Source organism: Flavobacterium sp. HSC-61S13 (assembly GCF_024171535.1).
In the GTDB taxonomy this organism is placed as follows: Bacteria; Bacteroidota; Bacteroidia; order Flavobacteriales; family Flavobacteriaceae; genus Flavobacterium.
The window spans coordinates 32547-45681 of sequence record NZ_JALJZV010000016.1 but is presented as its reverse complement, the minus strand read 5'-3'; the positions used below and the strand labels follow the sequence as shown (position 1 = coordinate 45681).

At 38.0% G+C, this 13135-nt stretch carries 9 protein-coding genes; 8 read left to right on the top strand and 1 reads right to left on the bottom strand.

Translation table 11 applies throughout. From position 1 onward, the window contains the following. Positions 1-106 precede the first annotated feature (106 nt). Positions 107-2923 carry a leucine--tRNA ligase gene (leuS, locus tag L1275_RS13585; protein WP_253474392.1) on the top strand — a complete coding sequence of 939 codons (2817 nt, stop codon included), beginning with the start codon at positions 107-109 and terminating at the stop codon, positions 2921-2923. Positions 2924-3086: 163 nt separating this feature from the next. On the opposite strand, the gene L1275_RS13580 is transcribed toward leuS, so the two are convergent. Then, positions 3087-3467, bottom strand: coding sequence for an SPOR domain-containing protein (locus L1275_RS13580; RefSeq protein ID WP_253474389.1), 381 nt, complete (start codon positions 3465-3467; stop codon positions 3087-3089). Between the two features lie 217 nt (positions 3468-3684). On the opposite strand from L1275_RS13580, the gene L1275_RS13575 reads away from it, so the two are divergent. The 7 genes from L1275_RS13575 to L1275_RS13545 are packed head-to-tail and all read left to right on the top strand — an operon-like array spanning position 3685 to position 13109. Further along, complete coding sequence (locus L1275_RS13575; protein ID WP_253474386.1) at positions 3685-4956, top strand: c-type cytochrome; 1272 nt, start codon at positions 3685-3687, stop codon at positions 4954-4956. Positions 4957-4987: 31 nt separating this feature from the next. Next, entirely contained in the window at positions 4988-8038 is a 3051-nt protein-coding gene (locus L1275_RS13570) for a TAT-variant-translocated molybdopterin oxidoreductase (protein WP_253474383.1), read from the top strand. Between the two features lie 38 nt (positions 8039-8076). Next, positions 8077-9489 (top strand): NrfD/PsrC family molybdoenzyme membrane anchor subunit, encoded by a 1413-nt coding sequence (gene nrfD, locus L1275_RS13565; RefSeq protein ID WP_253474380.1) that lies wholly within the window; start codon positions 8077-8079, stop codon positions 9487-9489. A gap of 6 nt (positions 9490-9495) precedes the next feature. Further along, complete coding sequence (locus L1275_RS13560) at positions 9496-10020, top strand: DUF3341 domain-containing protein (protein ID WP_253474377.1); 525 nt, start codon at positions 9496-9498, stop codon at positions 10018-10020. Positions 10021-10028: 8 nt separating this feature from the next. Further along, positions 10029-10574 (top strand): cytochrome c, encoded by a 546-nt coding sequence (locus L1275_RS13555; protein ID WP_253474374.1) that lies wholly within the window; start codon positions 10029-10031, stop codon positions 10572-10574. A 26-nt stretch (positions 10575-10600) separates the two neighbouring features. After that, on the top strand, positions 10601-11917 hold the full coding sequence (locus L1275_RS13550) for a quinol:cytochrome C oxidoreductase (RefSeq protein ID WP_253474371.1): 1317 nt from the start codon (positions 10601-10603) through the stop codon (positions 11915-11917). 19 nt (positions 11918-11936) lie between these two features. Then, complete coding sequence (locus L1275_RS13545) at positions 11937-13109, top strand: cytochrome c oxidase subunit II (protein ID WP_253474368.1); 1173 nt, start codon at positions 11937-11939, stop codon at positions 13107-13109. Positions 13110-13135 lie beyond the last annotated feature (26 nt).

The following is a 13135-nucleotide window of genomic DNA, read 5'->3' as shown; positions in this document are numbered from 1 at the left end:
ATTTTTCACTATAAGCAAGTAGATATTAAGTTGCTCGGTACGGAGGGTTTAGTCAAACTGATTCGTTGCCCGGTGATATCAAATGACTTTTAAAATTTAACGACAGATGAAATACAATCCAAAAGAGATTGAGGCCAAATGGCAAAAGTATTGGAGCGAAAATCAAACTTTTAAAACAGAAGCTGTTTCTGACAAACCGAAATATTTTGTACTCGATATGTTTCCTTATCCATCTGGTGCAGGACTGCATGTGGGGCATCCACTGGGATATATAGCTTCTGATATTTATGCGCGTTACAAACGTCATTGTGGATTTAATGTTTTACATCCGCAGGGTTATGATAGTTTTGGATTACCTGCTGAGCAATATGCGATTCAGACAGGACAACATCCGGCTTTAACGACAGAGGTCAATATTAAACGATATCGCGAACAATTGGATCGAATTGGTTTTTCTTTTGATTGGAGTCGAGAAGTCCGTACATCGGAGCCGGAATATTATAAACATACCCAATGGATTTTTATCCAATTGTTTAATTCGTGGTACAATTTGGCTGCAAATCGCGCTGAATCGATAGATGACTTGAAAGCTGTTTTTGCTGCGGAAGGGAATACTAGCGTTCAGGCGGTATGTGATGAGGGTATCGTTGAATTTACAGCAACGCAGTGGAATTCTTTTACTGCCGATGAGCAAGAGAGAATTTTATTGCAATATAGAATGACTTATTTGGCAGAAACGGAAGTCAATTGGTGTCCTGCTTTGGGAACAGTGTTGGCCAATGATGAGATAATAAATGGGTTGTCAGAAAGAGGTGGTCATCCGGTAATAAGAAAAAAAATGACACAGTGGAGCATGCGAATTTCTGCTTATGCGGATCGTTTGTTGCAGGGATTGGATACGATTGATTGGAGTGATAGTTTGAAGGAGAGTCAACGCAATTGGATTGGTAAATCAGTCGGAGCTGCTGTGACTTTTAATTTAAAAGATTCTTCTGAGGTCATCGAGGTTTTTACAACCCGTCCTGATACCATATTTGGTGTGACTTTTATGACATTGGCTCCGGAACATGAATTGGTGTCAAAAATCACTACAGCAGCTCAGTTGAATGCTGTGAATGTTTATGTTGAAGCGACTTCGAAGAGAAGTGAGCGCGAGCGTATGGCTGATGTAAAGACCATTTCGGGTGTATTTACTGGGGCTTATGCGGAGCATCCATTTACGAAAGAGCCTATTCCGGTTTGGATTGGTGATTATGTATTGGCTGGATATGGAACAGGGGCGGTTATGGCTGTACCTTGTGGTGATGAGAGAGATTATGCTTTTGCAAAACATTTTGCAATTCCGATTCAGAATATTTTTAAAGGTATAGATATATCAGAGACTGCTTATGCAGACAAAGATTCGGTTGTTTTAGAAAATTCAGATTTCTTAAACGGACTGGGTTATAAAGAAGCGACGGCTTTGGCTATCGAAAAATTAGAAGTACTTAAACAAGGTAAGGGGAAAACGAATTATCGCTTGCGCGATGCTGTTTTTTCGCGTCAGCGCTATTGGGGAGAGCCGTTTCCAGTTTACTATGTAAACGGGTTGCCGAAAATGATTGATGCGCAATATTTGCCTATATTGTTGCCAGAGGTAGAAAAGTATTTACCGACTGAAGATGGGTTGCCCCCTTTGGGTAATGCTACGGTTTGGGCTTGGGATATAGCAGCCAATCAGGTTGTGGAGAATTCAAAGATCGATGGTGTAACGGTATTTGCCTTAGAATTAAATACCATGCCGGGATGGGCGGGTAGTTCGTTCTATTGGTTGAGATATATGGAAGATGGAAATGCCGATGAAATTGTTTCAAAAGAAGCTGTGGCGTATTGGCAAAATGTCGATTTATACATTGGAGGAAATGAACATGCGACGGGTCACTTGTTGTATGCGCGTTTTTGGAATAAGTTTTTAAAGGATATTGGGGTTGTAGCTGTAGAGGAGCCTTTTAAAAAATTGATTAATCAAGGAATGATCCTTGGAAATAGTGCATTTGTATATCGCCTTGAAGGAAGTAATACTTTTGTTTCTAAAAATGCGATAACGGATCAAAAAGTGCAAGCGCTTCACGTAGATGTGAGTTTGGTTAATGCGTCTAGTGAATTGGATCTAGAAGGATTTAAAGCTTGGCGTCCGGACTTTGCTACAGCGGATTTTGTTTTAGATGAAAACGGGAAGTATATAGTGGGGCATGAAGTGGAAAAAATGTCTAAGTCTAAGTTTAACGTGGTGAATCCGGATGATATCTGTGAAGAGTATGGTGCGGATACCTTGCGTTTGTACGAAATGTTTTTAGGACCATTGGAGCAAGCTAAACCTTGGAATACGGCAGGTATAAGCGGTGTTTTTGGATTTCTGAAAAAACTTTGGAAATTGTATGTAGATGATAACGGGGTGGTTGTTGTTGATGAGGAGCCAACTGCAGAAATGCTAAAAACATTGCATAAGACGATTAAAAAGGTGTCAGAAGACATAGAGAATTTCTCTTTCAATACTTCGGTTTCTCAATTTATGATTTGTGTCAATGAATTGAGTCAGCAAAAATGCCATCATCGTGCAATATTAGAACCTTTAGCTGTAGTTTTATCGCCTTATGCGCCACATATAGCTGAGGAGCTTTGGTCTATTTTAGGGCATGAGGATTCGGTTTCTAAGCAAGTATTCCCGCAGTTTATAGCCGCTTATTTGGTTGAGAGTACAAAGGAGTATCCGGTGTCTTTTAACGGTAAGATGCGTTTTAAATTGGAATTACCAATGGATTTAACGGCAAAGGAGATTGAGGAAATCGTGATGAATGATGCACGTACTCAGGCTCAGTTGAATGGCGTAGCTCCTAAAAAGGTGATTATTGTACCTGGAAAAATTATTAATTTGGTGGGTTAGTGGTTGGAGGGTTCGTTGAAGTAGCGATCACTCGCTAAAAAAGTGTTCCCCCGTGAATCTACCGCTCATCACTATTGATCTAATTGTTAATCGCCATCAAACTGATTACAGATCACTAATTACTGATTACTATAAAAAAAGCTGTCTATTTAGACAGCTTTTTTTATTTACTAGGACTGATGATTAAAGCATTTGAAAACGAGGTCTTAATTGCTTGTAGGTTTCGTTCAGCTTCGATGCGTGTTTTGAAATTCCCGACCCAGACTTTATAAGATGGATTGGTGTAGACAATAGTTCCGCCGAGTTGAGGATACTGTTGGTTAAACTGGGAGAGTCTTTTTCTGGCCTCAGCATTGGTACCGTAAAAAATTTGAATTTTAAAACGGTCACTCACTGTGGAGGTAGAATTGAGTTTTCGCTTCTCATTTAGTAGAGTTTGGAAGGTTTTGTCTTCTTGAATGGTGGCTTTTTGTTGTTGAGCGAAGCATACATTTGCGCAACAAATTAAGTAGGATGTTGCTAAAAGGTTTCTTAAAATTCTCATAATGAATTATATTTGTAGCAAAAGTACAATATATATAAATAAATACACACATCCGGTCTATTTAGAATAGGTATAAATTACATTTTAAGTCTGGTAAAGGTTTTAAGAGTAATTCATAAATTGTATTTTTGTCGGAGTTTATAAATAGGGTAGTTAATAGAACGCTAATATTAGCACAAAAAAACTATCTAATTTAGTTGATAATCATTTTATAACTATGGAAAAAGTGGGTAACCATAATTCGTTTTCAAAGATTTTTTTCTTTTGTTTAGCGTTAATGCTATCGTTCTCTACAGTTTCGTTTGCTCAAGACGCAGCAAAAGGTAGAGAAGTATTTAATTCAAACTGTGCGGCATGTCATAAGCTGGATGGAAATTCAACAGGGCCTGCGCTTCGTGGTGTAGTCGAAAGACACGACACCGCTTGGTTGCACAAATGGATTAAGAGTAGTTCGTCCTTGATCAAATCAGGGGATGCAGCTGCTGTAAAACTCTTCAATGAGTGGAATAAAGTCGTGATGAATGACTTTCCTGCTCTTTCTGATGAAGATATCGACAATATTTTAGCTTATACTTCTGAGCCTGCAAAGGTGGCGCCTGCGCCAGTTGCTGCAGCTGGAGGTGCTCAAGGTGGCAGTTCGAACGATGTTTCGAATATGGTTGTCTTGGGGGCATTGGTATTGGTGTTGTTGCTACTAGTAGCGATGCTGTTCTTTGTTAAGAAGGTGTTAAATAAGGTTGTTGAGGCCAATGGATTGACTCCAGAGGTTCGTCAGACTGTGCCAATTTGGAAGGCGTTTGCTAGAAATCAGTTTATGGTAGTTTTGACTACGATAGTGTTTATTTTAGTAGGGTCTTACTTTGTGTTTGGTTATTTGATGCAGGTAGGTGTTGATCAAGGTTACGAGCCGGTTCAACCGATACATTTCTCTCACAAAATTCACGCTGGTGATAATGGTATTGATTGTAAATACTGTCACTCTTCTGCGAGAGTTAGTAAAACTTCGGGAATTCCTTCTTTGAATGTTTGTATGAACTGTCATAAGAGTATTAGCGAGTTTCAAGGTGATGAAGGTGTAGACTATGGTAACTATAGTCCAGAATTCTATACAGCTGAAATTCAAAAATTATACGCTGCGGTTGGATGGGATGCTTCTACTCAAAAGTATACTGGAGAAGAAAAACCAGTGAAATGGGTTAGAATTCATAACTTACCTGATTTTGTGTACTATAATCACTCACAGCACGTATCAGTGGCTGGATTGGAGTGTCAAACTTGTCATGGTCCTGTAGAGGAGATGGAAGTAATGAGACAACATTCTCCATTGACAATGGGATGGTGTATTGATTGCCACCGTAAAACGGATGTGAAAATGGACAACAATGAGTATTATGCGAAAATTCATGAGGAATTATCTAAGAAATACGGCGTTGAGAAATTGACTGTTGCACAAATGGGTGGTTTAGAGTGTGGAAAGTGCCACTATTAAAAATAATTTAAGAAGCTAATATATATATACAATGGCATCAAACAAAAAATACTGGAAAAGTGTTGAAGAGCTGAATGATAATAGTTCTATTGTTGAGACGCTAAGAAACAATGAGTTTGTTGAAGAAATTCCTACAGATGAATTTCTTGGAGATAAAGATACTTTATCGACTTCATCAACTACTCGTCGGGACTTTTTGAAATACGTTGGTTTTTCTACAGCAGCAGCTTCTTTAGCAGCTTGTGAAGGACCAGTTATTAAGTCGATTCCTTATGTTGTTCAGCCGGAAGAAATTATTCCGGGAGTAGCAGATTTTTATGCTACTACCATTGCTGATGGTTTTGATTTTACTAATATTTTAGTTAAAACCCGTGAAGGGCGTCCGATTAAAGTAGAAAATAATAATTTGTCTAACGCATTGTCAGGAGCTAATGCTCGTGTGCATGCATCGGTTTTGTCTCTTTACGATAATCTTCGTTTAAAGCAACCTAAAATCGAGGGTAAAGCAGTTTCTTGGAAAGCGGTAAATTCTAAAATCACAGCGAGTTTAGAAGATGCTAAAACTACAGGGGCAAAAATTGTTTTATTGACAAATACTATGGCTAGTCCATCTACGGATAGATTGATCGCAGAATTCTTGACCTTAAATCCTTCTGCTAAACACATCGTTTATGATGCGGTTTCTTCTACTGCAGCTTTAGATGCATATCAAAAAGTTTACGGAGAGCGCGCTTTGGCTGACTATGATTTTGGTCAGGCAGATTTGATTCTTTCTGTAGGGGCTGACTTGTTGGGAGACTGGCAAGGTGGTGGGTATGATACGGCTTACGGAATGAAGAGAATTCCAAAAAACGGTAAAATGTCTAAGCATATCCAGATTGAGGCTAATATGTCTTTGTCAGGAGCCAATGCAGATAAGAGAATTTCTTTAACGGTAGCGGAACAAAAATTAGCGTTAGTTAAGATTTACAATGCGATCGTTGGTGGAGCTGTTTCAACTGCAGCTACTGCTAGAGATAAAGAAATTGAAATTGCTGCAAAACAATTAAAAGCAGCTGGTGCTGGTGGGGTTTTGGTTTCAGGATTGGAAGATGTAAATGCTCAGTTATTGGTATTTGCAATTAACCAAGCTTTGGGTTCTAAAGCATTTATGCCATCAAAACCAAAATATGTTCGTAAAGGAAATGCTGCTGAAGTAGCGCAATTGGTAAAAGACATGAATGCGGGTGTGATTCATACCTTAATCATGAGTGGGGTTAACCCGGTTTACACGTTGCCAAATGCAACGGCTTTCGAAGAAGGACTTAAAAAAGTTAAAACATCTGTTGCGTTCTCGATGAAAGAGGATGAGACAGCTTTACATACAACTATAGCGGCAGCTTTACCTCATTACTTAGAATCTTGGGGAGATGTAATGATTCGCAAAGGACACTACAGTGTAGTGCAACCGACGATTCGTCCGTTATTTGATACAAGACAATTACAAGATGCTTTGTTGGTTTGGAACGGTAGTGCTACTGCTTATTACGACTACTTAAAATCTGTTGGAAGTTCTGTATTAGAGGGAGTAAGTTGGAATAAATTAGTTCATGATGGTTTCGCAGAATTTGCAGCATCAAACGAACAAAATGCAGGATATGATTATGCATCTGCTGCGGCGACTTTAGGTCAAACTAAAAAAGCGGCAGGTCTGGAATTGGTATTGTATACTAAAACTGGAATGGGTGATGGACAACAAGCAAACAATCCTTGGTTGCAAGAGTTTCCAGATCCATTGACACGTGTATCTTGGGATAACTATCTGACGGTTTCTAAGTCAGACGCAGCTTCTTTAGATCTTAAAAATTATCACGTAGCCAATGGTGGTCTTAACGGAAGTTATGTATCGATCAAGGTTAACGGTGTAACATTGGAAAATGTTCCTGTATTGATTCAACCAGGTCAGGCTGTTGGAACAGTAGGTTTATCTTTCGGTTACGGTCGTAAAGCGGCGATGAAAGAAGAAATGCAGGTAGGTGTTAATGCTTACCAATTGTATAATGATTTTAATACGGTTCAGTCTGTTACTATTGAGAAAACTAAAGGTGATCACGAGTTTGCTTGTGTTCAGTTGCAGAATACCTTAATGGGAAGAGGAGATATTATTAAAGAAACGACTCTAGAGGTTTTTAACTCTAAAGACGTTAGAGATTGGAATATCATTCCGATGGTTTCTTTAGATCACCAGTCTGTGCCAGCTAGTTCTGTGGATATTTGGGAGTCGTTTGACCGTAGTGTTGGGCACCATTTTAATTTATCGATCGACTTAAATGCTTGTACTGGATGTGGGGCTTGTGTTATCGCATGTCATGCTGAAAACAACGTTCCAGTTGTTGGTAAATCAGAGATCCGTAGAAGTAGAGATATGCACTGGTTGCGTATTGACCGTTACTATTCTTCTGAAGATACTTTCGCAGGAGATGTAGAGGTGAAGGTAAATGCTAAAGGATTCACGGAGAATTTCAATACTTTTAAAGGTCTTGAAGAATCGGCTGATAATCCACAAGTTGTTTTCCAACCGGTAATGTGTCAACACTGTAACCATGCTCCATGTGAGACAGTTTGTCCAGTAGCGGCAACATCACACGGACGTCAAGGTCAAAATCACATGGCGTACAACCGTTGTGTGGGTACAAGATATTGTGCGAATAACTGTCCTTATAAAGTAAGACGTTTTAACTGGTTCTTATATAATAAAAATAGCGAGTTTGACTATCACATGAATGATGATTTAGGTCGTATGGTGTTAAATCCAGATGTAAATGTACGTTCACGTGGGGTTATGGAGAAATGTTCTATGTGTATCCAAATGACTCAAGCAACAATTTTAACTGCCAAGAGAGAGGGTAGAGCAGTAAGTAAGGATGAATTCCAAACGGCTTGTTCTGCAGCTTGTTCTAGTGGTGCAATGGTGTTCGGTGACGTTAACGACAAAGAATCCGTTGTAGCTAAATTAGTTGAGGATGATAGAATGTATCATTTGTTGGAGCATATTGGAACAAAACCAAACGTGTTTTATCACGTAAAAGTTAGAAATAACTAAAAATAACTAATTATTAATTAAGAAACTTATAAAGGATTATGTCGTCACATTACGAAGCACCCATTAGAAAACCTTTAGTTATAGGTGATAAATCTTATCACGATATAACAGTTGATGTGGCTAGACCTGTTGAGGGGAGAGCCAATAAACAATGGTGGATAGTTTTTTCGATTGCTTTAGCTGCTTTTCTTTGGGGAGTAGGTTGTATGATCTACACTGTCGGTACAGGTATCGGTACGTGGGGATTAAATAAAACAGTTGGATGGGCTTGGGATATTACTAACTTTGTTTGGTGGGTAGGTATTGGTCACGCGGGAACATTGATTTCTGCCGTACTTTTACTATTCAGACAAAAGTGGAGAATGGCTATTAACCGTTCTGCGGAAGCCATGACTATCTTCTCTGTTGTTCAAGCGGGTTTATTCCCAATTATTCACATGGGACGCCCTTGGTTGGCGTACTGGGTATTACCTATTCCAAATCAATTTGGATCATTATGGGTGAACTTTAACTCCCCATTACTTTGGGACGTGTTTGCGATTTCAACGTATCTATCGGTATCATTAGTTTTCTGGTGGACTGGTTTGTTACCCGATTTCGCGATGTTAAGAGATAGAGCTATCACGCCATTTACTAAGAGAATTTATTCAATTTTAAGTTTCGGTTGGAGCGGTAGAGCTAAAGACTGGCAACGTTTTGAAGAGGTTTCTTTGGTATTGGCTGGTTTGGCAACTCCATTGGTACTTTCGGTACACACCATTGTATCTTTTGACTTTGCTACATCTGTTATACCGGGATGGCACACGACTATCTTACCTCCATATTTCGTGGCAGGTGCGATCTTCTCTGGATTTGCAATGGTAAACACCTTGTTGATCATTATGAGAAAGGTGTCTAACCTAGAAGATTATATTACCGTACAACATATTGAATTGATGAACATCGTTGTGATGATCACAGGATCTATCGTAGGGGTGGCTTATATTACGGAATTGTGGGTGGCTTGGTACTCTGGAGTAGAGTATGAGCAATACGCTTTCTTGAATAGAGCAACAGGACCTTACTGGTGGTCATATTGGTTAATGATGACTTGTAACGTGATTTCTCCACAAGTAATGTGGTTTAAGAAAATCAGAACAAGTATTATGGCTTCTTTCATTATCTCTATTATTGTAAACATAGGGATGTGGTTCGAGCGTTTCGTAATTATTGTTACGTCTTTACACAGAGATTACTTACCTTCTTCTTGGACGATGTTCCAACCTACTTTTGTAGATGCAGGTATTTATATCGGAACTATTGGATTTTTCTTTGTACTTTTCTTATTATATTCTAGAAGTTTCCCTGTAATTGCGCAAGCAGAGGTGAAAACGATTCTTAAATCATCTGGTGATAATTTTAAAAGAGCAAGAGCCGCCAATCACGAAAACAATCAATCTTTAAATCATTAATTCGGTATGAGTACTAAAGTTATACACGCGATTTATAATGATGATGACGTTTTGTTACACGCAGTTGCTGAAACTAGAGCTGCCCATCATCATATCGAAGAGGTTTACACGCCTTTTCCAGTTCACGGTTTGGACAAAGCTATGGGCTTAGCGCCTACTAGAATTGCCATAGCTTCATTCTTATATGGATTAGTGGGACTTTCTTTTGCAACGTTCCTGATGAATTATATTATGATTGAAGACTGGCCTCAAGATATTGGAGGTAAGCCAAGTTTTAGTTATATTCAAAACATGCCGGCTTTCGTGCCTATTATGTTTGAGATGACAGTATTTTTTGCTGCCCACTTAATGGTTATTACTTTTTATTTGAGAAGTAAATTATGGCCTTTTAAAGAAGCTGAAAACCCAGATGTTAGAACTACAGACGACCATTTCCTTATGGAAGTTGCCTTAAAAGGTAATGAAGAAGAAGCGGTTGAGTTCTTTAAAAAAACTGGAGCGGTAGAAGTAAAAGTAATCGATAAAGAATAATGGTAGAAATGAAAACTATATACAAAATAGCAGCTTTAGTAGGGGTTTCTGTATTGACTACTTCTTGTTTTAATAAAGAAAGACCCAACTACCAGTTTTTTCCGAATATGTATGAATCAGTAGCTTACGAAACATATTCAGAATCAACAGCTTTTAAAAACGGTAAAGAAGGTCAATTACCTGCTGAGCACTCTGTGCCTCGTGGTTTTGAGCCTTATGAATACGCAAATACAACGGAAGGTTTAGAAGCGGCAAAAGCCAATAATAAATCACCTTTGACAGAAGCTGAAAGAGCGAATGGTAAAGGTAAAGAGTTGTTTACAATTTATTGCGGTGTTTGTCACGGCGATAAAGGTGATGGAAAAGGGAACCTCGTTAAGAGAGAGAAATTTCTTGGAGTTCCTAGTTACGCTGATCGTGAATTAACTGAAGGAGGTATATTCCACGTGATTACTTATGGATTAAATTCCATGGGATCGCATGCAAACCAACTGGATCAACATGAACGTTGGTTGGTTTCAGATTACGTGTTGAAATTGAAATCAGAATTATAATTGTAAAACTTATTTGAAGTTTAGATATGTACACATTTTCAAAAAGATTGAAAACCTTTGCAATGATTCTAATGATCTTAGGATTGATAGGAATCGTTTATGGGTTTATCAGTGCACCAAAAACGGTTAATGACGTCGAGCGTATTTTAACAGAACAGCACCATGGAGGAGCTCATGATGTAGCTGCAGATGCAGGTCATCACGCTGAAGTGAGTGCCGCTGAACATGCAGAACATCAACATCACTTGGAGCACGTTCTGCAACAAATGCAAAACAAACCATGGGCAGCGTTATACATTGCTTGTATTTTCTTTATGTTGATCTCCTTAGGGGTTTTAGCATTCTATGCCATTCAATATGCTGCACAAGCAGGATGGTCGCCAGTATTATTTAGAGTTATGGAAGGTATCACTGCGTATTTATTACCAGGATCTATCATCTTCTTTATTCTATTGGTTTTGTCTACTATGAATTTGAATCATTTGTTTATCTGGATGGATCCAGAGGTTGTTGCCAATGATCCAATCATCCAAGGTAAAACGGGATTTTTAAATGTTCCTTTCTTCCTTATTAGAGCAGTAGTGTTCTTGGCTGGTTGGAACTTATATAGACACTATGCAGTTAAAAATTCTTTAGCTCTTGATGAAACTAACGACTTGCGTTACTACAAAAAGAACTTTAAAATATCTGCTGCTTTCCTAGTGTTTTTTATCGTTACAGAATCTATCATGTCTTGGGACTGGATCATGTCTATCGATACGCACTGGTATAGCACCCTATTCGGATGGTATGTATTCGCTAGTTTCTTCGTAACTGGTATTACAATTATTGCCTTCGTAACTTTATACTTAAAATCTAAAGGTCTTTTAGAATATGTAAATACAAGTCATATCCACGATTTGGCTAAATTCATGTTCGGTATCAGTATCTTTTGGACATACTTATGGTTCTCTCAATTTATGTTGATGTGGTATTCTAATATTCCAGAGGAGGTTACATACTTTATCTTTAGAATTCAAGAATATAAATTACCGTTCTTTGGTATGTTAGTTCTTAACTTTGTACTTCCTTTGTTGTTGTTAATCAATACTGATTTCAAACGATTGACTTGGATTATTGTTATGGCTGGTTCTTTGATCGTAGTAGGACATTATTTAGATTTCTTCAATATGATTATGCCTGGTACCGTTGGTGGTTCTTGGTTTATTGGAGTATCTGAGATCGCATCGCTTTTATTCTTTGCTGGTTTGTTTATCTTTGTTGTTTTCACGGCTCTTACAAAAGCACCGTTGTTAGCGAAAGGCAATCCTTTGATTGAAGAGAGTAAACATTTTCATTATTAATATTTAAAGTAATAAACAAATGACTAGTTTATTAATATTAGCCGTTGTAATATTGTTAGGAATTGCTGTTTGGCAATTGACTAAAATATTTGACCTAACGCAGATCGGAAGCTCTTCAAACGATGCAGATTCAGAGATCGCTACAGATAAAGACAATAATATCAATGGATATTTATCTTTCGGATTTTTAGCATTTATTTATGTTATAACCATCTATTGTTTGTATTACTACGGTGATCTTCCCTTAATGGATAATTCCGCGTCTGAACACGGAGTACACGTAGATAATTTAATGTGGATTTCAATGATTTTGATTTTCATCGTTCAAATTATCACGCAAGCTTTATTACATTATTTTGCTTTCCGTTATAGAGGTAAAAAAGGAAATGTGGCTCTTTATTTTTCGGATAACGATAAGTTAGAGGCTGTATGGACTATCATACCAGTAATTGTATTGTCTGGTTTGATTTTATACGGATTGTATGCTTGGAACGACATCATGTTTGTTGATGAAGAAGAAGAGGTGATTTATGTAGAGGTTTATGCCAAACAATTTAGTTGGGATATTCGTTATTCTGGAAAAGACAACACGCTTGGAAAAGCGAACGTTCGTTATATTGAAGGAATCAACGTAGTAGGGGTAGATATGTCTGACCCGAATGCTCAAGATGATATGATGGCTAAAGAATTGCACTTACCTGTAGGTAAAAAAGTAGTAATGAAAATGCGTTCGCAAGATGTACTTCACTCTGCTTATATGCCTCACTTCAGAGCACAGATGAACTGTGTTCCTGGTATGGTAACTCAATTTGCTTTAACTCCTTCAGTTACTACTGCAGAAATGCGTGAGAGAGCTGAAATTGTTAAGAAAGTAAATAATATTAATAAAATCAGAGGAGAAAAAAGTAAAGCATTAATCGCAGAAGGTAAAGAGGCTTTAGATCCTTATACTTTTGATTATTTGTTACTTTGTAATAAAATTTGTGGTGCTTCTCACTACAACATGCAAATTAAGATTGTAGTTGAAACTGAGGAACAATTTAATAAATGGTTGAAAGAATTGCCAACATTAGGTGATCAAGTTAAGGCTGAAAAAGCAGCAGCAGCAACACCTGTAGCTCCTGTTGAAACAGCTAAGCCTGATGCTGAAACTGTTGTAGATTCAACAGCTATAGCTCACAGAATTAAATAATTCTCACGTTTTATCTATTCAAAAAA

Excerpts from the sequence above, each read along its gene's own strand:
- leuS (WP_253474392.1), top strand. The coding sequence starts at position 107 with ATGAAATACAATCCAAAAGAGATTGAGGCCAAATGGCAAAAGTATTGG.
- L1275_RS13580 (WP_253474389.1), bottom strand. The coding sequence starts at position 3,467 with ATGAGAATTTTAAGAAACCTTTTAGCAACATCCTACTTAATTTGTTGC.
- L1275_RS13575 (WP_253474386.1), top strand. The coding sequence starts at position 3,685 with ATGGAAAAAGTGGGTAACCATAATTCGTTTTCAAAGATTTTTTTCTTT.
- L1275_RS13570 (WP_253474383.1), top strand. The coding sequence starts at position 4,988 with ATGGCATCAAACAAAAAATACTGGAAAAGTGTTGAAGAGCTGAATGAT.
- nrfD (WP_253474380.1), top strand. The coding sequence starts at position 8,077 with ATGTCGTCACATTACGAAGCACCCATTAGAAAACCTTTAGTTATAGGT.
- L1275_RS13560 (WP_253474377.1), top strand. The coding sequence starts at position 9,496 with ATGAGTACTAAAGTTATACACGCGATTTATAATGATGATGACGTTTTG.
- L1275_RS13555 (WP_253474374.1), top strand. The coding sequence starts at position 10,029 with ATGAAAACTATATACAAAATAGCAGCTTTAGTAGGGGTTTCTGTATTG.
- L1275_RS13550 (WP_253474371.1), top strand. The coding sequence starts at position 10,601 with ATGTACACATTTTCAAAAAGATTGAAAACCTTTGCAATGATTCTAATG.
- L1275_RS13545 (WP_253474368.1), top strand. The coding sequence starts at position 11,937 with ATGACTAGTTTATTAATATTAGCCGTTGTAATATTGTTAGGAATTGCT.